Raw genomic sequence first — 20,281 nt, forward strand, 5'->3', positions numbered from 1 at the left:
AACTAAAGATATGAACGATATATAAAAGGAAACAGGCGGATTTTGTCGAACGGTATCAATTGATAAAACGCCTGTTTTTTTATGGCGAATATTACTAGATTTCATTTTGATTTCAACCATAAAAGAAACGAAACAAACAACGAAGAGATATGAAGATTAAATGACTAACGGGAGCGGAAATAAATGAAAAAACTTAGCCTAATTCTTGTTTTTTCACTGATTATGCTTGTAAATACGCAGTTTGTACAAGCAACGGGGGAGAACACACCAGAAATTAAAAGCGAAAGCGCTGTAATGATCGATGCGAAAACAGGGGATATTTTATATCAAAAAAATAGCTCAGAACAAATGTATCCAGCAAGTATTACGAAAATCATTACAGGGATTCTGGCTATAGAATCAGGCAAGTTGGATGATTCTGTTGTCGTGAGCAGTGATGCTGTGAGAGCTGAGGGGACGCGTGTCTATTTGATGGAAGACGAACAAGTACCTTTGAAAAAACTTGTTCAAGGCCTTCTGATCAACTCGGGTAATGATGCAGCTGTTGCGATTGCAGAATACTTGGCAGGGGATGTCGATTCATTCGCTGACCAAATGAACGCATTTGCGAAAAAAGTGGGAGCAGAAAACACTCATTTTGTTAATCCAAACGGACTTTTTGATGAGGAACATTATACAACAGCCGAAGATATGGCGAAGATTACGCAATACGCAATGAAGAATGAAGAATTCCGAGAGATCGTATCCACAAAAGAATTGCCTTGGGTCGGAGAAGGCTGGGAAACCACGTTAAGGAATCACCATCAGCTTTTATGGGATTATCCGGGTACGATTGGTGTTAAGAACGGCTATGTTGATGAATCCAAGCACACTTTAGTTACAGCTGTTTCACGCGATAACCTAGACGTTATCATCGTTACACTAAAAGCTCCTACGAGTCGAGCGGCTTATTGGGATACGATGGCGCTTGGTGATTATGGATTTGCAAACTTCGAAAGACAAACTCTGACTAGTGGTACAAAGATTGAAGCGTTAAACGGAGAAACGTATCCGCTGAAAGAGGACCTGTCCGTTACTTTGCCAAAAGGAGAAGAACCGGTTCAGGAAGTGAGTTCAGATGGAGAGCTTCAACTGAAAGATTCTAACGGAAATGTTCTACTCACGCATACCTTGTTTAAAGAGAGAGAAAAAGAAGCTACGGCGACGATCGATAACAAATCTGTCGAGGAAGTAGATTCAACGTTTATGCAATCTGTTGTAAAGACCGGAATTTTCTTATACAGTGGATTACTGCTATTACTCGCATTTCTAGTTATATTAAGAATGAGAAGCCAAAAACATAAACATAAAAAAATGAGACAAGTTGCTCGCAGTTACGTAAAATAAAACCGTCGTTTGGCGGTTTTTTTGCTTGCATAAAAATAGACATGATGAAGCAAACATGTTTTAAATACGAACAAACTATAGGATAAAAAGCTTTTATAGTATATAATTACATTAAATTACAAAATTCGACAATTGGAGTTTCATTCATGATACGTAATATTAAGCTAGCACAGCTATTTATTGTGGGGAGTGCCTTCATTCAGGCTCTCCATCATTTTTTTATAGAACCAATCGATAATTTCTATCCATTTCTATTCTTATTTTTAATCGGGTTTCTTCCTGCTTGGGGAGTCAACCGCATACAAGAACCATACACAAAATTGGCTTTTATTTTGTGCAGTATATATGTCGTTTCGATTTCCTACTTTTTCGTTACATATCCGATCGTGCAGGCCGCATACTTCTTTTTGCCTGTATCTGCGCTACTTTTAAATGATAAGAGGCTATATTATGTTTCAAGTATAGGTGGATTGAGTTCATATCTCTTGTTATCGAACGAACCACTGAAAGACTATCTGGCGTTTATTTCGATCTATGTAATTTTTTGTTCACTTCTGTTCATGGCTCAACGAATCGTTTATCAGTCCGTTGCAGAAAAAGAAGCGATTCAGCAAGGTGTAAAAGCATTCTCGTTAGCTGTTGAAGCGAAAGATGTTTATACTCAAGGTCATTCAAAAAGAGTAGCGCTTTATGCCATGATTCTTGCCAAACATGGTCAATTTAAAAATGTAGAATGGCAAGAGCTTGAGTTGACAGCTCTCATTCATGATATCGGAAAGATTTCAACGCCAGATGCCGTGCTTTTGAAGAAAGGAAAATTAACACAAGAAGAGTACGAAATTATGAAAAAGCACCCTGTTGATGGGATGATGCTAGCAAAATCTTTTGGATACTCGGACCGTGTTTTAACAGGAATTCTTCATCATCATGAAAGATACGATGGTCAAGGCTATCCACACCGTTTAAAAGGGAAGGATATACCGATCTATTCTCGTATCTTAGCCGTTGCTGATTCTTTTGACGCGATGACGAGTAACCGTGCGTACCGTAAAGGTATGACGCCTTGGGAAGCAAAGAAAGAGATCGAGAATCAATCAGGAAAAATGTACGATCCATTTATCGTGGAAGTCTTTATGCGGGCTTATTACGATATGCTTTTGATCTGTGAAGACCACTCTGAGAATATTTTGATGAGCAACTCCGCACATAATGAGATAGCTTCTGGATTAAACGGAGGAAAAAACGCTTGAGACGAAGAAGTTAATACGAGTAGTTATTTTACATAGCAGGAGGAAAGAAGATATGAATGCAACGGCTTCCTTAACAGAAACATTACTCGAAGAATTGTATGTTGTGGTTCGAACGACCAATCAATTATTAAAAAAAGCAGATCCTTCTGTTTACAATTTTCGCCCTGTTGATAACATGCGCTCTTTTTTAGAATTAGCTAATCATTTGGTTCAGATTCCTCATATTGATTTAGCGATTTTACAGGAAAAATCAGAGCAAGACATTCGGCAGCTTGAAAAGAAGTTATCTGCAGAAAATGTTACTGAATTAACTCATGTATTAGAAGAAGGTTATCATCTGGCGAAGTCATATTTCCTATCTCTTTCCGAAGACGATTTTTTGAAGAAAGAAACGAAGGCCTTTTATGCTGAGAAGGGTGCTACTCAGGCAAAATGGCTGGTGGAAATTGTCACTCATAGCTATCATCATCGTGGTCAGTTGTTTACTTATTTAAAACAGACCAATCACGATGTAAATATGTTTGATCTTTACTAAAGTAAAAAACCAAAGGATAGAACCAGCTCATAATCGAGTGGGTTCTATCCTTTTTTCTATGTTCAGAAGTTTGAAAAATAATTACTGTTTTAGGGCCTAATTCTCCTTGTGCATTTTTACTTAAATTCGACTTCTTTGCATATTTCCTGTAATATGAGTGGTTCAAATTTAAAAGGTGTTCCTAGTTAAAATAGCTAGCAGGAAAAATATAGTCTTTATTGAATCTTTTATGAGATAAACATTTTGTGTCGTTTAAATACATCCAAGAGGTGATGTTTCCATGTATACCGTTTTCTCTACGTTTGATGTTCCAAACGAAAAAGCAGACGAAGTAATAAATATATATAAGAACCGTTCTAGATCAGTAGATAATGCCGATGGCTTTGTTGACTTCTTGTTGCTTCAGAACGATAAGCGCGCAGGTGAGCTGACCGTTCAACTCATATTTACGTCTAAGGAAGCTTATTTAAAATGGGTAAGAAGTGAGGAGTTTAAGAAGATTCATGATTTAGAAAAGAAGTATCCCGATCAAGAATTAGCAGCTGTCATTCCCACTGTTAAGCAATATAAGGTGGTTGCCAAATGACGGAATTTAACATAAATGATATGGTAGAAAGAATAACAGAAAAAATTTACCAAAAAGATCCTTCTCTTGTCGAAAGATATGGTGACAAGGGGAGAGTGAAGTGCATCGAAGATAATCACCATCACTTTAAGCACTTAGAAACGGCATACGAACTTGATAACAGTGCATTCTTTACGGATTATGCGATCTGGCTAGATGGTATTCTGCAAAAGTTTGGAATGAGTACACAGCTTTTAATGGACAATTTTGATTTAATTATAGAGGTTCTTTTAGAAGAACAGGAAAAGCAAAGAATAGAAAATACCCGTGTCGGTATTTATATCGGATATTTGAAACAAGCAAACGATGTTTTGCGTAGTAAAGTTGAATCACACTAAATTAAAGGAGAGGTCCCATCCATGGCTATTTCAGAAGCTGAAAAACTGGCTCGTCTGTTTTTAGAAGGTAATCATGTTGAGGCATTACGTTTTATTAAACAGCAGCCTGACCAAAATCGAATGGTTTTGTTTCGAGACCTATTTACTCCTGCAATGTATATGATTGGAGACCTCTGGGAAAACAATGAGATTTCAGTCGCTGATGAACATTTAGCGACGGGAGTCTGTGATTTTGTTCTTTCCAGATTATTTCAATTATCAGCAGATGAAACACCGGGTAAAAAGAAAGCCATGTTTTTGTGCTTGCAAGGTGAACAGCATTATCTTGGAATTAAAATGATCAACAGTATTTTTGAAGAAAAAGGCTGGGAAACGAAATACTATGGAGCAAGCTTGCCGCTGGAATATGCTTTGAAATCTGCTCTGCAATGGAAGCCAGAAGTTATTGGCTTATCCGTTTCCATCGTATACAATCTTCCTGTGTTAAAGAATTATGTTCGGTCGTTAGCCGCGCTGCCGAATAAGCCTGTTATCTTAGTAGGCGGACGACTAACAGAAAAATACGATTTAGAACCATATGTAAATAATCAGGGAATCATTATAAAAAACCTTAAACAGGCAGAAAAATGGCTGGATGAATATACCCAAGAGAGGATCAATGCCTACAAATGAGCAGTGTCTTACCTGTACCGTACGTAAAGATAGATAAGCATGGAGTTATTCACGATCGATCCTCCAAAGCCATTGAAATGTTGGATTTGCAGGCTGAAACAATTCGGGATTGTTTTGATGAAGAAAGTCATAACAAGCTAATGAAGTTTATGATGCCGTTTGAAGGCGAAAAGACATTTGAAGCAAATATAAGAGCTAAAAATCAACCGTTCTTGCTTTGCGACATCTCTATTTGTTGGGAAGGCGAATTCGCGCACATTGTTTTTATTCCAATCGGGAAACACGTCCAAGGGCTTGAAGAAAAACTTTTAGAACTTAGACTCAGGTTATCTTCTACAGATTTTGAGTTATTCGAAAAGAAAGAAGCGTTAGAAGATGCAATGAAACGTCTTGATGAATTGTCTGGACCGTTCATTCCGATCTCAGAAAAGATGGCGTTTGTTCCCTTGTTTGGTGATGTGAATGAGAGCAAGATGATCACCGTAACAGGTAATGCTTTGAAAGCCGCGTACGAAGGTCAATTTGAAGAGATTTTCTTCGATCTATCGGCAACAGGAGAAATTGATGAGGGTGGCGTGCAAAAATTAAGCGAGCTTTTCCGCATGCTTCAATACATGAATGGGAAACCAGTAAAAATCATTGGAGTAAAGCCTAAACATGCTAGGCAGTTGAACGCTTTGGATGTGGATTGGCCTGTCTATTTTGAAACTTCTTTAAAAGATGTCTTGATCGAGCATCTTCAAATAGGAAAAGCACCTCAAACGTGATGAGGTGCTTTTTGTGTTACCATCTTTTTTTCTTACGATGAAGGGAAGCGAAAATGATTGGAGCGAGAGCAGCCCCACCGATTAAACCGAACAGGTGACCCATGACGTTAATCCGTGCATTCATAAACGTGGTGACTAAGCTAATTCCCAATACAACGAGAAGAATCTGTGTGTTGGCTTGATCAATATATTGACGGTGGTTATATAGCATGTAAACATAAATGCCGAACAAACCGAAAATAGCTCCAGATGCACCGATATGAGCGTAAGAAAGTGGAAGCAGCAGTAGAGTAGCAATATTTGCGATTAATCCAGCACCTACATACCCGATAATAAATCGTGCTTTTCCAAGGATTCCTTCAAGTGCAGGACCGAACAAAACAAGTGAGAACGAGTTGAAGATCAGATGACCTGCAGCTTCGTGTGTAACAATAGGGGTAAATAAACGCCAATACTCTCCAGCGGTAATGTAATAGTTAGATCCAACCATAAAATGATACAAAGAGGTAGAAAAAGGGGTAAAATTAATAAGAAGAAACACGATAATATGTGCAGCAACTAAAAAGGTAACAATAGGATAGCGTCTGATAAAGGTCTGAAAGCTTTCATCTCTTATAAACATGGAAATAGTATCACCCTTTTTATATAAAGTGTAGGCTGTTTTTTCGTTGAGTGGAGTTAAAGCCTGCCCCGCAGAAGAACGCGAAGCACATGAAACGAAATCATCTTCATGCAAGAAAAACAAACTTTTAAAAACAGCCCAAATTTAAACATATTTATTCATCTTTCTTAAGTTTACCATGTGATGGTAGATAGGGCGAAAGATATAGCTGTAAAGGAGCTTTTATTTAATGATTGTAGGAACAGGCATCGATATGATCGAACTAAAACGAATCAAACAAGTGGTTTCCCATCAACCTCGTTTTCTGGAGCGTGTGTTAACGCCGTTCGAACAAAAAAGGTTTCAGTCTTTAAATGGGAACAGAAGATTTGAATATCTTGCGGGACGTTTTGCAGCAAAAGAAGCAATGGCTAAAGCGCTCGGTGTTGGAATCGGCGCTGAACTTTCGTGGCAGGACATGGAAATTAAATCGGATGAAAAAGGTAAGCCCTTTCTTACATCCCCTTACCCATATTTATGCCATCTCTCTATCTCTCATACGAAAGAATACGCGATTGCACAAGTGGTTTTAGAAAGCTCGTCAAGCTAGTCTGCATATTGTCCAGGGTTGTCTCATATATTGTAATGCGGTAGAAGGGGTAGTCCTTTGCAAGGTGCAGAGAGTTGGTCCCCCTTCAATGTCGAAATTACTTTGGGACAAAGGGGATGGCAAAAAATGAAGAAAACACTGTCAATGATGTTGACGGCGTTCATGATCGTATTGGTTCTGTCGGCATGTGGTGCACAAAGCCAGAACGATGTTTTAGATTCCTTGGAAGAAAGAATGGAATCCATGACAGGCTACAAAGCTGAAGCCAAGATGACTTTGAGCACAGGAGAGAAGCCACTGACTTACGATTTAGAAATTTGGCATAAGAAGCCCGATTTTTATCGAGTCAGCTTAAAAAATGCTGAAAAAGATCAAAGTCAGATGATACTGCGTAACAAAGATGGAGTTTTCGTTCTTACGCCAGCTCTGAATAAAAGTTTCCGATTCCAAAGTGACTGGCCAGAAAATAACAGCCAAGTTTATTTGTTCCAATCACTCATTTCGGACATCTTGAACGATACGGACAGAGGATTTAAATCAAAAGAGAAAAGCTATGTTTTCCATACAAAAACTAATTACCAAAACAAAAATCTATATCAGCAGGAGATTACACTAAATAAAGATCTGGATCCTCAACAAGTGCGAATTATGGATCAAGACCAAAAAGAGCTTGTAAGACTGGATTTCTCAAAAGTTAAGTTTAACGCAAAATTTGATAAGAACGCTTTTGATATGGAATCAAACATGAGCAGTGCTCAATTTGAAGTACCTACATTCTCTGGTGCTGGAGAAGAGTTCGAGGTGCTGTATCCGACTTATACAGCTAACTTGAACATCGTAAATGAAAGAGAAGTCGCAGAAGGCGAAGATGATTCCAAAGTGGTATTAAACTATGCTGATGAAGACAAATCTTTTACATTGATGCAGCAGAAAAACACAGCTGTTGAAACAGCTTCCCGTCTCACAATGTCTAGTGGTGAACCTGTTGATCTAGGTTTTACTGTTGGCGCGATGACAGATCAATCGATTACATGGAATTTTAACGGTGTGGATTACTTGCTTGTCTCTAATAACCTCGGTGAAGAAGAGTTGATGGCGATTGCCCGCTCAGTGAGCGGAGAGGCGATTAAATAATTTCTACATTATATATACTAATAGGAAAACAGGCTGGCGATGATGCTAGCCTGTTTTTATTTGATTGTAAGGTATTAGAGGTAGCGGCTAGTGTTTACATTGTCGAGGATTGTAGACTCGTGGATAAAGTAGCAAAACTTTTGGACTGAGAACAAAAACTCGTTGATAAATCCTCAAAACTTTTTGATTGTACATACATATTTGTGGATTGAAGCGTTAGGATGCTTACATAAATCACGCTAAGAGGGTAAAATAGAAGGCAGCAATCTAAACAGGGAGGCAAACATCATGGATAAACATCATTATTATCGAGACACGTGGGCGGAAATTGACTTAGACAAGATCAGTCAAAATGTAGAATCATTTAAGAAACATCTCCCTGATCAAAAGATTATGGCTGTTGTAAAAGCAAATGGTTATGGCCATGGCGCTTTTCAAATTGCAGAAGAAGCTTTGAGGTCTGGAGCAGAGTGGCTTGCTGTAGCGATGCTCGATGAAGGATTAGCTTTACGTAAACAAGGAATCTCAGCACCGATTTTAGTTATGAACCGGGTAAGACCCGAATATGCTAATCTTGCGGCAGAAAATGAATTAAGCCTTACCGTCTTTCAAAAAAAATGGCTGATTGATGCCGAACCATATATTAAAGACACAAATCACCGTGTGAAGGTTCATCTGAAGATCGACACCGGTATGGGGCGAGTAGGGTTTAGAGAAGAAAGTGAGTTGCGAGAAGTAGCGCACTTCATCAAACAATCATCTACGTTTGAAGCAGAAGGTGTCTTTACCCATTTTGCAACAGCAGACGAATGGGAATCAGAACTTTTTGAGAAACAGAGAAAGAGCTTTATTAAATATATAGACTTGCTTAACACATGGGGATTGAATCCGGCTCTCATTCACAGTGCCAATAGCGCTGCGGCTCTTAGAAAAGTAGAAGGGCCGTTCAATCTGGTTCGACTCGGAATCAGTATGTATGGATTGGCGCCATCTAACGAATTAAAACAAGACTTGCCTTTTCCGCTCCAAGAGGCGTTCAGTCTGCACTCTCAGCTCATTCATGTTAAAAAACTGATGCCTGGGGATACTGTAAGCTATGGAGCTACTTATACAGCAACAAAAGAGGAGTGGGTAGGTACACTTCCAATCGGCTATGCGGACGGCTGGCAAAGAAGATTTTCCCCAGGAGCTTCGGTGCTTATAAAGGGGGAACGAATGCCGATCATCGGCAGAATCTGTATGGATCAATGTATGGTTAGGCTGCCAAAGAGACTAGATGTTGGTGAAGTTGCTACTTTAATAGGAAATCAGCAGTCAGAGAGAATAGAAATGGATGAGATCGCGCGTATCGCAAATACGATAAATTATGAAATTCCGTGCCTCATTTCTGCTCGAGTGCCGAGAGTTTATACAAAAAAGGGTCGAATTTTAGAAAATATGAATGTAATTCTAAATTTTTAGCAGAATATTAGAAGGACTATTAAAAATTTTGTAGAATAAATACTTTGAAATCGCTTTGCAAATGGATTATTGAAGTGATAAGATTAAATGTGGTTAAAAGGAATTTGATCGTAGTATAGCTTTGCGCTGGAGGTGTATGTTGTGTCCGAATTGAACACAAAACGAATAGTGATTAGTCTTCCTCAGAAATTACTAAGTGAGGTAGATCGCGTCATAAAAAAAGAAAATTTGGACCGCAGCGAATTTATCCATCAAGCTACTGAGATGTTTCTTCGTGAGCGGAAGAATAAGCGTCAGTTTCGTGATGAGATGAAACAAGGTTACATGGAAATGGCTAAGATCAATCTAACGATTGCTTCAGAAGCATTTATGTTAGAGGAGGAAGCCGATCATACCTTGGACCGCTTAGTTAGCGGGGTGTAGTCCTTGATAGTCAAACGCGGAGACGTTTACTTTGCAGATCTTTCACCGGTAGTTGGATCAGAACAAGGCGGAATTCGTCCTGTCCTGATTATACAGAATGATATCGGGAACCGTTTTAGCCCTACTGTTATCGTTGCAGCAATCACAGCTCAAATTCAGAAAGCTAAACTTCCAACACACGTTGAAATAGATTCGAAAAAATACGGCTTTGAACGGGATTCAGTTATTTTGCTTGAACAGATCAGGACGATTGACAAGCAAAGATTAACAGATAAAATAACACAACTGGATGAAGACATGATGCGCAGGGTAGACGACGCATTGCAGATCAGTACTGGTCTGGTTGATTTTTAACTTTATAACATCATTTAGGAAACTGTCTGACGGGGATGTCTGGCGGTTTTTTATTTTTTTACGGAAGTTAAAAGGATAGTTGGAACACTAGGTACAATTTTCCTATTATGCAAAAAGGATTCATAAGGTGTTTAGAGCGTTATCAGGTATTTTAATGAAAGAAGATAAACTTTAAGTTTTAAGGTTCATATTACTCATTCTCTGACTCAGCAAGGAATGAACCCCTTTTAATGGGAACAAGTATACGAATACTATTTAAATATTTTTGTAAAAAAATACATGTTTAGCTTTTTGAATCTTGGGTTATATATCCAAAGCTAGTAAAAGAGTAAACATTGCACAATATATTCAGAAGTGAAATAATAGAATTGAGACTACATGTAGTGGGGGTGCAAGAAAAATTGGACAACTTGATTGTACAGATGATCAATGAAAATCAAGAAACCCTAAAAAATAATTGGCTTAAAGAAGTTAAGCTTTTTAAAGAAAAAGAACTGATTGGAACAACTTTAAAGTTTAGTGAAGAAACGGACCAACAGTTTTTTGCTATGTTAATTAAGCACATTAATTTTCACGATATTTCTAAAGACGGAACACTTGATGATTTTTTTGATCAAGTTCTTCATACAGGTTTACCATTAAGTTATTTAACACAAGGACTTCAAGCGGCACGTCGTGTCGTTTTAAATCTTTTAGTGGAAACGGAAAACGACAAAGAGAAGGTATCGGCTGTATACCGTGAGATCGATCGCTGGTTAGATCCGATTTTAAATCGCGTTGTTGAAAACTCCTCTCAGATTTGGGAGAGAACCGTATCCGTTCAAAAAACGGCTTTATTAGAGCTTTCTGCTCCATTAATCCCAGTGTTCAAAAATATCAGTGTTATGCCTCTTATCGGATCGATTGATACAGAGCGTGCGAAGCTGATTATGGAAAACCTTTTAAACGGAGTGATCAAGTATCGCTCGGAAGTGGTATTGATCGATATTACGGGAGTACCGGTCGTTGATACGATGGTTGCTCATCATATTATTCAAGCAGCAGATGCTGTGAGGTTATTAGGTTCTACGTGTATCCTAGTAGGAATACGTCCTGAAATTGCACAAACGATCGTAAGCTTAGGAATTGATCTAAGTCTGTTCCCGACGAAAAGTACGCTTCAAAAGGGTATGGAAAACGCTCTGGAAATCACAAATCAGCAGTTAATTAGCAATAAATAGGGAGTGAGAGTAAAAAAATGAGAATTCCTATTTTAAAATTGCACGAATATTTACTGATCACCATTCAAGTAGAGATGGATGATCAGACAGCTCTTCAATTTCAAGAAGACTTACTAAATAAAATTCACGATACAGGTGCGAAAGGAGTTGTTATTGACCTAACGTCAGTAGACATGATCGACTCCTTTATAGCTAAGGTTCTTGGAGATGTAGTGAGGATGTCAAAATTAATGGGAGCTCAAGTTGTATTAACAGGAATACAACCGGCAGTTGCTATTACTTTAATTGACCTTGGAATTTCAATGAGGGAAGTTTCGACAGCACTTGACTTAGAACAGGGGCTTGATAAATTGCGTCTGGAACTGGAGGGATGACTATGGACATCCAATCCTGTGTGGAAGTACGCAACGAGTGGGACATCGTAAGTGCCCGTCAACTTGGAAGAAACATGGCGAAAGAGTTAGGTTTCGGAAACGTTGATCAAGCAAGAATAACAACAGCGATATCTGAACTCGCTCGTAATATCTACTTATATGCGGGACGAGGTAAGATTTGCATTGAACCAATCGATCAATTAGGAAGAAAAGGACTGCGAATCGTAGCCTTAGATAATGGTCCTGGAATTCGAGAGATCCGAAAAGTTATGGAAGATGGATATACCACTTCTGGCGGATTAGGAGCTGGGTTACCAGGCGTGAAGCGTTTAATGGATGAATTCTCAATCGAATCCACAGTTGATGTGGGAACGGAGATATCAGCTACTAAATGGCTTCGTTAGGAGGAGAGCTCTTGACTGCAAAAGACGCACTAACGGAACGTTACCAAGATTTATTATCGGTCTATCTAAAAGCTAAAACAGAGACGACCCTCTATAAAGGGCAACAATTCAGCAGGAAGTTATTAGAACAGCAGATATCACCAGAAGATCTTGTCAGTTTACACATTCAAGTGATGGATCAGCTGTTTCCGGATATGTCTGAAGAAATGAGAGATTCTTTTGACTTTCTGCTCGAAGCGATGATCGGCTACGGATTTGCTTATCGTGAGCATCAAAGCTTACGTGATAAGCAACAACAGCTTGAATCAGAGATTGAAGTTGCCGCAAGCATGCAGCAAACGTTACTGCTCAGTGATGTCCCAGGATTTGATCAGTTGGACATAGGGGTTGTCAGTGTTCCAGCGAAAAAAATGAATGGTGATTATTATAATTTTGTTAAGAGCGGAAACAGTTTAAGTGTTGCAGTAGCAGACATCATTGGTAAAGGCATACCCGCTGCACTGTGTATGTCTATGATTAAATACGCGATGGACAGTTTGCCTGAAGAACAGATGAAGCCTCATCTGCTTTTAGAAAACTTAAACCGTGTTGTGGAACAAAACGTTCATAGCAACATGTTCATCACCATGTTTCATGGGGTATATGAACCAGAAAGTCATAAGTTTTACTATGCGGGTGCTGGTCATGAACCAGGCTTTTTCTATCACGCAAAGGAAGACGAGTTTCAGGACTTGATCGCAAAAGGTCTTGTACTCGGCGTATCCAGAACAACCACCTACCATCCTTACGAAAAGATGATAGAAGTGGGAGACATGGTGATCCTTCTGTCAGACGGAGTGACTGAGTGCAGAACGAGCAAAGGATTCATCGAAAGAGAAGAAGTTGTTTCTCTTATTCGTAAATATATGGATCTGCCCTCTCAAAAGATTGTTGAGAATGTATTTCAGGAGCTTGATCGCCTTCAAGGCTTTGAGCTCAGAGATGATTTTACTTTAATTATTTTAAAACGACTGGTTTAATCAGTATTTGATTAGGGTAAAGGTACCTTATATGGTTCCATACAAAGCTTGGGGGGAAATAAAATGAATTTGCAAATAAATCAAGATCAAATAAATGAAACATACGAATTAAAGCTAACAGGAGAAGTCGATGCTTATACGGCTCCTAAGTTAAAAGAAGTGATGCTTCCATTAACAGAGACAAAAGGAAACATCGTAATTGTAGATCTTTCTGGAATTGAATATATGGACAGCACAGGGCTAGGTATTTTCGTGGGAGCTTTAAAATCTTCCAAAGCAAATAGCAGCTCTTTAAAATTAAGAGGCATGACAGAACGCGTTAAGCGCATTTTTGAAATTACTGGATTAACAGAAGTAATGGATATTGAAAGTGGAGTAAAGGGGGAGGCGCTATGAGAACAGCGTCCGACTATATTGAAATGAAGGTCCCTGCAAAACCGGATTATGTGGGCGTCGTCAGGCTAACGATTTCAGGCTTGGCAAACCGCATGGGTTTTGCGTTTGACGAAATTGAAGATATCAAGATTGCAGTATCAGAAGCTGTGACTAACGTTGTAAATCATGCCTATACTGATACCGATGAAGACAAAGGCCAAGTTCGTATTGGCTGTAATATATATGATGACCGCATGGAAATTACGGTTGTCGACCAAGGAAAAAGCTTTGACGTCGAATCTATCTCAAAAAATCTTGGCCCTGTAGATGGTAAATCAGTTGATCAACTGCATGAGGGAGGTTTAGGCCTCTTTCTGATAGACACATTAATGGACAAGGTAGAAATAAGCAGTGAAGCCGGTGTCGTTGTAATGATGACGAAGTATCTTCACAGAGATGAGGTGGAGGAACATGTCGACAGAATCTCACCAGCGCCTTCACAGTAAAGAACAAGTCTATGCTTGGATTGATGAACTGCAGCAAGACCCGAAGAATGAAGAGATTCAGACTAACCTTGTGTTGCAGTATCAAGACTTAGTTCATTCACTAGCTCGGAAGTTTTCTAAAGGCAAAAGTATCCATGACGATTTAGTACAAGTCGGTATGATTGGATTGCTTGCCGCTTTTAGAAGGTACGACAAAACGTTCGGAAGATCATTTGAATCATTTGCTGTTCCAACAATCGTTGGGGAGATCAAACGTTTTATCCGTGATAAAACATGGAGTGTCCACGTACCTCGTCGAATTAAGGAACTAGGACCAAGAATCAAGAAAGCCGTGGAAGAACTAACTACGCGTTTACAGAGATCACCGAAAATCTTTGAAATTGCAGAGTATCTAGAAGTTTCTGAAGAAGAAGTTCTAGAGACGATGGAGATGGGCAAAAGTTATCAAGCTCTATCCGTGGATAGTTCTATTGAAGCTGATCAAGAAGGAAGTACGGTTACATTACTCGATCTAGTTGGTTCCAATGATGTTGGTTTTGATCAGATTGATAAAAGGATGCTTTTGGAGAAAGCTTTTGCTGTTCTTTCTGAACGCGAACGCGAAATTCTTCAATGTACGTATTTCGAGAATTTAAGCCAAAAGGAAACGGGAGAACGTTTAGATATCTCTCAAATGCATGTGTCACGACTTCAACGACGAGCACTTGAAAAGCTAAAAGAAGCGTTGCGTGTATCACCTTCGGAGGCTCTTAGATGATCGAACACTATCAGTTTAGCAAGGCATCTGTTTCCTCTTATCAAAAACCGAAAAAGGGAAATGATCTTTGCGGAGATAGTTTTTATGTGAAAGAAACGGAAGATTATTTGATTTGTGCAGTGGCGGATGGTCTAGGGAGCGGTAAGATGGCGAAAGAAGCTTCTGGGGCCGCTACTGATATTATCGATCAAAATCATCATGAAACTGTCGAGGGATTAATGCATCTTTGTAATGAAGGGCTTAGACATACTCGTGGGGCCGTGATTGCCATCGTTAAAGTCGATTATCATAATCATACAGCTACTTATTCAGGAGTTGGTAACATCCGTTTTATGATCTCTGCTGAAAGACAAAGAGCGATACACCCTTTACCGAAAGTCGGGTTTCTTGCAGGAAAGCCTGAAAAGTTTAAAGTACAAGACTTTAAATTCGAGAAAGAGTTAACTCTGATGCTTTATTCCGATGGTATGGATATTCATACACAAAGCCGTTCGTTGTTAACGAAAATGATATCACCAAAAGAGTCGGTCCTCTATATTAGTGGATTGCCTCAAGACATCAATGACGATGCAACTTGTCTCGTCGGACAAATAAATTTGATTTCGTAAAACATCACCTTCATTAGTTTGTAGGGTGGTGTTTTTTGTTTTGGATTTCTAAAAGATTGTTGCTTTTAAATCCTCGTCTACTTTGACAGTTGATTGGAATGGAAGGTGCGTGCCAGCCACATGAGATACTTCTTGCAAGGCATGCGACGAGGAAGCTTACTAAGGAGAATTAACTTTTAGACGCAGGAGCAAGGAACTTCTAAAGGTGGGCCGCCCTTGAAGTGGATGTGGCTCGTCCAGCCCCGACAAGCAAAAGGTGAATGGGCTAGGAAGGCGCATTTTGCCTTATTGACCGTTCACCTTTTGACCTCGAGGGGCTAGCCACCGCAACTACCCAGGTGAGACACTTAAGAGTGAAACGTACAAATGTGGCTCACCGCCTGCCCCGCGGAAAGCGAGCAACCTGAAATGGAAATCATCCACTTACAAGAAAGTGGTCTACAAACTCAGAAATAACCAATGCAATTTTTACGCCACCACTTCATTGGTTTATAATAGTACTAATTGATTGAAAAAGGAGTGTTCTTATTGGGACAACCTATTAGTGAACAAGCGTTGAAAACAATGGAAACAGAATTGAACGTAAAAGGAAAACAAATCAACCAGGTTATTGCTCTTTTAGAAGAAGGGAACACGGTCCCGTTTATCGCGCGTTATCGAAAAGAATTAACGGGTGGTTTAGATGAAGTACAGATCAAAGACATTATGGACCGATGGACATATCTGCAAAACTTAGCTTCACGTAAAGAGGAAATCCTTCGTTTAATAGAAGAACAAGGAAAACTGACTGAAGAATTAACAGCAGCAATTGCAAAAGCCCAAAAGCTTCAAGATCTAGAAGATATCTATCGTCCATATAAACAAAAGAGAAGAACGAAAGCGACTGTAGCGAAAGAAAAAGGTCTCGAACCGCTAGCTTTATGGCTTTTAGAGCAAAGAAATGATGACCCACTAACAGAAGCCGCGGCATACATAAATGAAGAAAAAGAAGTGCATTCTGCTGATGATGCATTGACAGGTGCCAAAGATATCATCGCTGAAATGCTGTCTGACGATGCTGATATGCGAAAATGGATCCGGGAAGACACATTTTCAAAAGGTGAGATCAAAACAGATGGTAAGAAAACGGAATTGGATGAGAAGAAAGTGTTCGAAATGTACTACGAATATCAAGAACCCATCCGTAAGATTGTTCCCCATCGTGTTTTGGCCACCAATCGTGGGGAGAAAGAAAACATTTTAAGAGTAGGTATCGCTGCTCCTTCCGAACTGATCGTTTCAAAGATGGAGAGAAAAGTAGTGAAACGCTCGAGCTCACCAGCTGCACCTTTTATTATAGAAGCGATTGAAGATGCGTATAAACGATTGATTGCACCTTCCATCGAACGAGAAATTCGCGCGGCATTAACCGAACAAGCGGAAGAGCGTGCGATTCATATTTTTTCTGAAAATGTAAGAAGTCTTCTATTACAAGCACCTCTAAAAGGAAAAGTTGTTCTAGGTGTTGACCCCGCTTACCGAACGGGTTGCAAACTAGGTGTAGTAGATGAAACCGGGAAAGTGCTTCATATTCAGACGATCTATCCGACACCGCCTCGATCAGAGGTAGAAAAATCGGCAGCAATCGTGAAGAAACTAATCGACCAATATGATATCGAGATCGTTGCAATCGGAAACGGTACGGCATCACGCGAAACAGAACAGTTTATCGCAGAGACGTTAAAGGACTTAGAGAGATCGGTAGCATATGTGATTGTTAACGAAGCGGGAGCGAGTGTATATTCCGCATCCACGGTCGCTCGAGAGGAATTCCCTGACCTTCAAGTTGAAGAAAGAAGCGCGGTATCCATTGCGCGAAGACTTCAAGACCCATTGGCCGAGCTTGTAAAAATCGATCCAAAATCTATCGGAGTTGGCCAGTATCAGCATGATGTTTCTCAAAAAAGACTTGGTGAAGAAATTTCATTTGTTGTTGAAACCGCGGTTAACCAAGTTGGTGTTAATGTAAATACGGCGTCATCATCTCTTCTTCAATACGTATCAGGGTTGTCCAAAACCGTTGCGCAAAACATTATCGTCAAACGAAACGAGGTAGGAAAGTTCAAAAATAGAACAGAACTAAAGAAAATTCCTCGTCTTGGTGCAAAAACGTATGAGCAATGTATCGGGTTTTTACGTGTAGTAGACGGAGATCAACCGCTTGATCAGACGGGTATTCACCCAGAGAGCTATCCTGCAACGAAAGCTTTATTGAAGGAGCTTGGATTCAAGCCAGCTGATATAGGCTCTGATGCTCTTGCGGAAAAGTTAAAATCACTTTCACTTGAAGCGACATCAGAAAAATTAGATATCGGCGTCCCAACATTAAAGGATATAATCGAAGGGCTCATGAAACCTGGTCGAGATCCTCGTGATGCTTTCTCTGGCCCAGTCCTAAAAACAGATGTTCTTAAGATGGAGGACTTGTCACAAGGAATGGAGCTGCAAGGGACCGTTCGAAACGTTGTAGATTTTGGTGCATTTGTCGATATAGGCGTCAAACAGGACGGGCTTGTTCACATTTCTAAACTTACCGATCGGTTTGTGAAAAATCCGATGGACGTAGTAAGTGTAGGGCAAGTCGTAACGGTATGGGTAGATTCTGTAGATGTAGCGAAACAGCGAATCGCTCTAACGATGATCGCACCTAAATAAAGGATACAACTCAAGATGAAGCACTTCTCCAGTGGATTACTCTTCACTGGAGGAGTGTTTTTTGTTATAAAAGAACCAGCATTGATTAAGTAAGCGGATTTGGTAACGGTCTTTTTGATAATAAGCACGACGGAGCTGTCTTTTAAACCATGTTGGCATATAGAGAACCTCCTTGAACTTCTTCCCAATCCGTTATTTGTGTATTAGTCTATGTATAGGAGCTTGTTGATGTGAACTTGAAATGTAAGGAGCTTGACCATGACGAATGAAGAATTGCAGAAGCTAACTGAGGAAATCTCTATTCAGTGCTTCAAAAAAACATTTCGCCACCAAGCGAGATTCAATAGAAGGCTGCGCACTACAGGAGGACGTTATCTTTTACGGTCCCATGATATAGAGATGAATCCTCATCTATATGAGGCATTCGGTATGGAAGAATTGATCGGGGTCATTAAGCATGAGCTCGTGCACTATCATATGCACATTGAAGGTAGAGGATATAAACACGGTGATGATGACTTCAAATTTTGGCTTAATAAAGTAGGTGGCTCTCGATACTGTCAATCCATCCCGGAAAAAAGAAGAACAGAGAGTTATAAATACGCCTACATGTGCACAAACTGTATGCAGTCATATAAGAGAAAAAGGCAAATTGATACGAAAAGATATGTGTGCGGAAAGTGTAGGGGGAAATTAAAACAGGTTTCTTTAAAATAGGGTGTTGACTTCGATATTAAGTATGTGGTAATTTAATAAAGTCGCTGTTAGACATACCTATTACATAGCATTTAAAAGCAGGTATACTATAGCGAAAGCGGCTCAGAAAAAACTTCTAAAACTAGTTGACATCTGAGACGAAAACGATTATGATATTAATTGTCCTTAAAAGACATTCCACAGTAGCTCAGTGGTAGAGCTATCGGCTGTTAACCGATCGGTCGTAGGTTCGAGTCCTACCTGTGGAGCCATACAGAGAAGTACCCAAGTGGCTCAAGGGGCGCCCCTGCTAAGGGTGTAGATCGCTAACGCGGTGCGAGGGTTCGAATCCCTTCTTCTCTGCCATGTGGCCCGTTGGTCAAGCGGTTAAGACACCGCCCTTTCACGGCGGTAACACGGGTTCGAATCCCGTACGGGTCACCATATACTTTCATAAAAGTAATACCTATAGATTGATGGACTCGTGGTGTAGTGGTTAACATGCCTGCCTGTCACGCAGGAGATCGCCGGTTCGACCCCGGTCGGGTCCGCCATTATTTCTAAGGTGTTGGGCTATAGCCAAGCGGTAAGGCATCGCACTTTGACTGCGACATGCGTTGGTTCGAATCCAGCTAGCCCAGCCATTTTTTCTATTTAAGATAAGTGTTTAAAAACACTTCAGTGAGAGCCATTAGCTCAGTTGGTAGAGCATCTGACTTTTAATCAGAGGGTCGAAGGTTCGAATCCTTCATGGCTCACCATTTTCAAATTAATATGCGGGTGTGGCGGAATTGGCAGACGCGCTAGACTTAGGATCTAGTGTCTTTGACGTGGGGGTTCGAGTCCCTTCACCCGCACCATATTAATTTTTTCTCAATAAGTTGCAGTGCTCATGCGCTGGCATCTAGCCGCGCGGTCGTGGCGGAATGGCAGACGCGCTAGCTTGAGGGGCTAGTGGGGGTATCCCCGTGGAGGTTCGAGTCCTCTCGACCGCACCAACTTTAACTTATAACATAGAATACATTTTAAATATGCGCCCTTAGCTCAGCTGGATAGAGTGTTTGACTACGAATCAAAAGGTCGGGAGTTCGAATCTCTCAGGGCGCGCCATATTTACTTACGGGAAGTGGCTCAGCTTGGTAGAGCACCTGGTTTGGGACCAGGGGGTCGCAGGTTCAAATCCTGTCTTCCCGACCATACTTATGCGGGTGTAGTTTAGTGGTAAAACAAGAGCCTTCCAAGCTCTGGTCGTGAGTTCGATTCTCATCACCCGCTCCATTATTTTTTACGGGCCTATAGCTCAGCTGGTTAGAGCGCACGCCTGATAAGCGTGAGGTCGATGGTTCGAGTCCATTTAGGCCCACCATATGATCGTAAAAATGATCAAAAAAGAATTTTAAAAAAGTGCTTGACTTTATAACTTCCATTCGGTAAGATGATAAAGCTGTCTCTGAAAAAGACAAGCCAAACAA

Annotated in this window: 24 protein-coding genes and 12 tRNA genes; 34 read left to right on the forward strand and 2 right to left on the reverse strand. The window is 40.1% G+C overall.

Annotated elements, in window-relative coordinates:
- Nucleotides 1-183 precede the first annotated feature (183 nt).
- The 7 genes from IHV10_RS21435 (at nucleotide 184) to IHV10_RS21465 (ending at nucleotide 5,573) form a co-directional block, all read left to right on the forward strand.
- A complete protein-coding gene (locus tag IHV10_RS21435; RefSeq protein WP_197134356.1) occupies nucleotides 184-1,386 on the forward strand; it encodes a D-alanyl-D-alanine carboxypeptidase family protein in 1,203 nt (400 codons plus the stop codon).
- 146 nt (nucleotides 1,387-1,532) lie between these two features.
- Nucleotides 1,533-2,636, forward strand: coding sequence for an HD-GYP domain-containing protein (locus IHV10_RS21440; RefSeq protein WP_197134358.1), 1,104 nt, complete (start codon nucleotides 1,533-1,535; stop codon nucleotides 2,634-2,636).
- A gap of 52 nt (nucleotides 2,637-2,688) precedes the next feature.
- Nucleotides 2,689-3,171, forward strand: coding sequence for a DinB family protein (locus tag IHV10_RS21445; protein ID WP_197134360.1), 483 nt, complete (start codon nucleotides 2,689-2,691; stop codon nucleotides 3,169-3,171).
- Between the two features lie 280 nt (nucleotides 3,172-3,451).
- Entirely contained in the window at nucleotides 3,452-3,757 is a 306-nt protein-coding gene (locus tag IHV10_RS21450) for an antibiotic biosynthesis monooxygenase family protein (protein WP_144704740.1), read from the forward strand.
- Nucleotides 3,754-4,134 (forward strand): hypothetical protein, encoded by a 381-nt coding sequence (locus IHV10_RS21455; protein ID WP_197134361.1) that lies wholly within the window; start codon nucleotides 3,754-3,756, stop codon nucleotides 4,132-4,134. The genes IHV10_RS21450 and IHV10_RS21455 overlap by 4 nt, the downstream gene beginning before the upstream one ends.
- Nucleotides 4,135-4,155: 21 nt before the next feature.
- A complete protein-coding gene (locus tag IHV10_RS21460; protein ID WP_197134363.1) occupies nucleotides 4,156-4,806 on the forward strand; it encodes a cobalamin B12-binding domain-containing protein in 651 nt (216 codons plus the stop codon).
- Nucleotides 4,803-5,573 (forward strand): STAS domain-containing protein, encoded by a 771-nt coding sequence (locus IHV10_RS21465; protein ID WP_197134365.1) that lies wholly within the window; start codon nucleotides 4,803-4,805, stop codon nucleotides 5,571-5,573. The genes IHV10_RS21460 and IHV10_RS21465 overlap by 4 nt, the downstream gene beginning before the upstream one ends.
- A gap of 16 nt (nucleotides 5,574-5,589) precedes the next feature.
- Here IHV10_RS21465 and IHV10_RS21470 read toward each other — a convergent pair whose 3' ends face one another.
- Nucleotides 5,590-6,195 (reverse strand): rhomboid family intramembrane serine protease, encoded by a 606-nt coding sequence (locus IHV10_RS21470; RefSeq protein WP_197134367.1) that lies wholly within the window; start codon nucleotides 6,193-6,195, stop codon nucleotides 5,590-5,592.
- Between the two features lie 229 nt (nucleotides 6,196-6,424).
- Between IHV10_RS21470 and acpS the strand changes: the two genes are divergently transcribed.
- The 14 genes from acpS to IHV10_RS21540 all read left to right on the forward strand — a co-directional run bounded on the left by acpS (nucleotide 6,425) and on the right by IHV10_RS21540 (nucleotide 18,113).
- A complete protein-coding gene (gene acpS, locus IHV10_RS21475) occupies nucleotides 6,425-6,784 on the forward strand; it encodes a holo-ACP synthase (RefSeq protein WP_197134369.1) in 360 nt (119 codons plus the stop codon).
- A 126-nt stretch (nucleotides 6,785-6,910) separates the two neighbouring features.
- A complete protein-coding gene (locus IHV10_RS21480) occupies nucleotides 6,911-7,918 on the forward strand; it encodes a LolA family protein (protein ID WP_197134371.1) in 1,008 nt (335 codons plus the stop codon).
- A gap of 288 nt (nucleotides 7,919-8,206) precedes the next feature.
- Nucleotides 8,207-9,379 carry an alanine racemase gene (alr, locus tag IHV10_RS21485; protein WP_197134375.1) on the forward strand — a complete coding sequence of 391 codons (1,173 nt, stop codon included), beginning with the start codon at nucleotides 8,207-8,209 and terminating at the stop codon, nucleotides 9,377-9,379.
- 141 nt (nucleotides 9,380-9,520) lie between these two features.
- Entirely contained in the window at nucleotides 9,521-9,802 is a 282-nt protein-coding gene (locus tag IHV10_RS21490) for a CopG family ribbon-helix-helix protein (protein ID WP_066390801.1), read from the forward strand.
- 3 nt (nucleotides 9,803-9,805) lie between these two features.
- Nucleotides 9,806-10,156 carry a type II toxin-antitoxin system PemK/MazF family toxin gene (locus tag IHV10_RS21495; RefSeq protein WP_066239453.1) on the forward strand — a complete coding sequence of 117 codons (351 nt, stop codon included), beginning with the start codon at nucleotides 9,806-9,808 and terminating at the stop codon, nucleotides 10,154-10,156.
- 401 nt (nucleotides 10,157-10,557) lie between these two features.
- Nucleotides 10,558-11,376, forward strand: a complete 819-nt coding sequence (locus IHV10_RS23040; protein WP_305069395.1) for an STAS domain-containing protein — start codon at nucleotides 10,558-10,560, stop codon at nucleotides 11,374-11,376.
- A gap of 17 nt (nucleotides 11,377-11,393) precedes the next feature.
- Entirely contained in the window at nucleotides 11,394-11,750 is a 357-nt protein-coding gene (locus IHV10_RS21505; protein WP_066239455.1) for an STAS domain-containing protein, read from the forward strand.
- A gap of 2 nt (nucleotides 11,751-11,752) precedes the next feature.
- Complete coding sequence (locus IHV10_RS21510) at nucleotides 11,753-12,154, forward strand: anti-sigma regulatory factor (RefSeq protein WP_066285716.1); 402 nt, start codon at nucleotides 11,753-11,755, stop codon at nucleotides 12,152-12,154.
- Nucleotides 12,155-12,165: 11 nt separating this feature from the next.
- Entirely contained in the window at nucleotides 12,166-13,173 is a 1,008-nt protein-coding gene (locus IHV10_RS21515; RefSeq protein WP_197134378.1) for a PP2C family protein-serine/threonine phosphatase, read from the forward strand.
- 63 nt (nucleotides 13,174-13,236) lie between these two features.
- A complete protein-coding gene (locus IHV10_RS21520) occupies nucleotides 13,237-13,569 on the forward strand; it encodes an STAS domain-containing protein (protein ID WP_191755225.1) in 333 nt (110 codons plus the stop codon).
- Nucleotides 13,566-14,054 (forward strand): anti-sigma B factor RsbW, encoded by a 489-nt coding sequence (rsbW, locus tag IHV10_RS21525; RefSeq protein ID WP_197134381.1) that lies wholly within the window; start codon nucleotides 13,566-13,568, stop codon nucleotides 14,052-14,054. Before IHV10_RS21520 ends, rsbW begins: the two co-directional genes overlap by 4 nt.
- Nucleotides 14,020-14,811, forward strand: a complete 792-nt coding sequence (gene sigB, locus IHV10_RS21530) for an RNA polymerase sigma factor SigB (protein ID WP_066390807.1) — start codon at nucleotides 14,020-14,022, stop codon at nucleotides 14,809-14,811. The genes rsbW and sigB overlap by 35 nt, the downstream gene beginning before the upstream one ends.
- Nucleotides 14,808-15,419 carry a SpoIIE family protein phosphatase gene (locus IHV10_RS21535; RefSeq protein ID WP_197134384.1) on the forward strand — a complete coding sequence of 204 codons (612 nt, stop codon included), beginning with the start codon at nucleotides 14,808-14,810 and terminating at the stop codon, nucleotides 15,417-15,419. The genes sigB and IHV10_RS21535 overlap by 4 nt, the downstream gene beginning before the upstream one ends.
- Before the next feature lie 564 nt (nucleotides 15,420-15,983).
- The gene (locus IHV10_RS21540; RefSeq protein ID WP_197134397.1) at nucleotides 15,984-18,113 is read left to right on the forward strand and encodes a Tex family protein; all 2,130 of its coding nucleotides are present in this window, start codon (nucleotides 15,984-15,986) and stop codon (nucleotides 18,111-18,113) included.
- 36 nt (nucleotides 18,114-18,149) lie between these two features.
- Here IHV10_RS21540 and cmpA read toward each other — a convergent pair whose 3' ends face one another.
- Nucleotides 18,150-18,272, reverse strand: a complete 123-nt coding sequence (cmpA, locus tag IHV10_RS21545; RefSeq protein WP_137792088.1) for a cortex morphogenetic protein CmpA — start codon at nucleotides 18,270-18,272, stop codon at nucleotides 18,150-18,152.
- 99 nt (nucleotides 18,273-18,371) lie between these two features.
- Here cmpA and IHV10_RS21550 point away from each other — a divergent pair, with 99 nt between their 5' ends.
- The 13 genes from IHV10_RS21550 to IHV10_RS21610 all read left to right on the forward strand — a co-directional run bounded on the left by IHV10_RS21550 (nucleotide 18,372) and on the right by IHV10_RS21610 (nucleotide 20,175).
- Nucleotides 18,372-18,830 carry a SprT family protein gene (locus IHV10_RS21550; protein ID WP_197134387.1) on the forward strand — a complete coding sequence of 153 codons (459 nt, stop codon included), beginning with the start codon at nucleotides 18,372-18,374 and terminating at the stop codon, nucleotides 18,828-18,830.
- Nucleotides 18,831-19,006: 176 nt separating this feature from the next.
- Nucleotides 19,007-19,081 (forward strand) — tRNA-Asn (locus IHV10_RS21555).
- A 3-nt stretch (nucleotides 19,082-19,084) separates the two neighbouring features.
- Nucleotides 19,085-19,175: transfer RNA gene (locus tag IHV10_RS21560), tRNA-Ser, on the forward strand.
- Nucleotides 19,176-19,178: 3 nt separating this feature from the next.
- Nucleotides 19,179-19,253: transfer RNA gene (locus IHV10_RS21565), tRNA-Glu, on the forward strand.
- Nucleotides 19,254-19,287: 34 nt separating this feature from the next.
- A tRNA-Asp gene (locus IHV10_RS21570) sits at nucleotides 19,288-19,363 on the forward strand.
- Nucleotides 19,364-19,378: 15 nt separating this feature from the next.
- Nucleotides 19,379-19,453, forward strand: a tRNA-Gln gene (locus IHV10_RS21575).
- 41 nt (nucleotides 19,454-19,494) lie between these two features.
- Nucleotides 19,495-19,570, forward strand: a tRNA-Lys gene (locus IHV10_RS21580).
- Between the two features lie 15 nt (nucleotides 19,571-19,585).
- Nucleotides 19,586-19,669 (forward strand) — tRNA-Leu (locus IHV10_RS21585).
- Nucleotides 19,670-19,721: 52 nt separating this feature from the next.
- Nucleotides 19,722-19,807: transfer RNA gene (locus tag IHV10_RS21590), tRNA-Leu, on the forward strand.
- A gap of 35 nt (nucleotides 19,808-19,842) precedes the next feature.
- Nucleotides 19,843-19,919, forward strand: a tRNA-Arg gene (locus IHV10_RS21595).
- Between the two features lie 10 nt (nucleotides 19,920-19,929).
- Nucleotides 19,930-20,006: transfer RNA gene (locus IHV10_RS21600), tRNA-Pro, on the forward strand.
- Between the two features lie 7 nt (nucleotides 20,007-20,013).
- Nucleotides 20,014-20,087 (forward strand) — tRNA-Gly (locus IHV10_RS21605).
- 11 nt (nucleotides 20,088-20,098) lie between these two features.
- Nucleotides 20,099-20,175: transfer RNA gene (locus tag IHV10_RS21610), tRNA-Ile, on the forward strand.
- Nucleotides 20,176-20,281: the final 106 nt, after the last annotated feature.

It is taken from the genome of Fictibacillus sp. 5RED26 (assembly GCF_015903895.1).
GTDB lineage: Bacteria > Bacillota > Bacilli > Bacillales > Fictibacillaceae > Fictibacillus > Fictibacillus phosphorivorans.

Coding starts and splice junctions, on each gene's coding strand:
- IHV10_RS21435 (WP_197134356.1), top strand. CDS start 184: ATGAAAAAACTTAGCCTAATTCTTGTTTTTTCACTGATTATGCTTGTA.
- IHV10_RS21440 (WP_197134358.1), top strand. CDS start 1,533: ATGATACGTAATATTAAGCTAGCACAGCTATTTATTGTGGGGAGTGCC.
- IHV10_RS21445 (WP_197134360.1), top strand. CDS start 2,689: ATGAATGCAACGGCTTCCTTAACAGAAACATTACTCGAAGAATTGTAT.
- IHV10_RS21450 (WP_144704740.1), top strand. CDS start 3,452: ATGTATACCGTTTTCTCTACGTTTGATGTTCCAAACGAAAAAGCAGAC.
- IHV10_RS21455 (WP_197134361.1), top strand. CDS start 3,754: ATGACGGAATTTAACATAAATGATATGGTAGAAAGAATAACAGAAAAA.
- IHV10_RS21460 (WP_197134363.1), top strand. CDS start 4,156: ATGGCTATTTCAGAAGCTGAAAAACTGGCTCGTCTGTTTTTAGAAGGT.
- IHV10_RS21465 (WP_197134365.1), top strand. CDS start 4,803: ATGAGCAGTGTCTTACCTGTACCGTACGTAAAGATAGATAAGCATGGA.
- IHV10_RS21470 (WP_197134367.1), bottom strand. CDS start 6,195: ATGTTTATAAGAGATGAAAGCTTTCAGACCTTTATCAGACGCTATCCT.
- acpS (WP_197134369.1), top strand. CDS start 6,425: ATGATTGTAGGAACAGGCATCGATATGATCGAACTAAAACGAATCAAA.
- IHV10_RS21480 (WP_197134371.1), top strand. CDS start 6,911: ATGAAGAAAACACTGTCAATGATGTTGACGGCGTTCATGATCGTATTG.
- alr (WP_197134375.1), top strand. CDS start 8,207: ATGGATAAACATCATTATTATCGAGACACGTGGGCGGAAATTGACTTA.
- IHV10_RS21505 (WP_066239455.1), top strand. CDS start 11,394: ATGAGAATTCCTATTTTAAAATTGCACGAATATTTACTGATCACCATT.
- IHV10_RS21510 (WP_066285716.1), top strand. CDS start 11,753: ATGGACATCCAATCCTGTGTGGAAGTACGCAACGAGTGGGACATCGTA.
- IHV10_RS21520 (WP_191755225.1), top strand. CDS start 13,237: ATGAATTTGCAAATAAATCAAGATCAAATAAATGAAACATACGAATTA.
- rsbW (WP_197134381.1), top strand. CDS start 13,566: ATGAGAACAGCGTCCGACTATATTGAAATGAAGGTCCCTGCAAAACCG.
- sigB (WP_066390807.1), top strand. CDS start 14,020: ATGTCGACAGAATCTCACCAGCGCCTTCACAGTAAAGAACAAGTCTAT.
- IHV10_RS21535 (WP_197134384.1), top strand. CDS start 14,808: ATGATCGAACACTATCAGTTTAGCAAGGCATCTGTTTCCTCTTATCAA.
- IHV10_RS21540 (WP_197134397.1), top strand. CDS start 15,984: ATGGAAACAGAATTGAACGTAAAAGGAAAACAAATCAACCAGGTTATT.
- cmpA (WP_137792088.1), bottom strand. CDS start 18,272: ATGCCAACATGGTTTAAAAGACAGCTCCGTCGTGCTTATTATCAAAAA.
- IHV10_RS21550 (WP_197134387.1), top strand. CDS start 18,372: ATGACGAATGAAGAATTGCAGAAGCTAACTGAGGAAATCTCTATTCAG.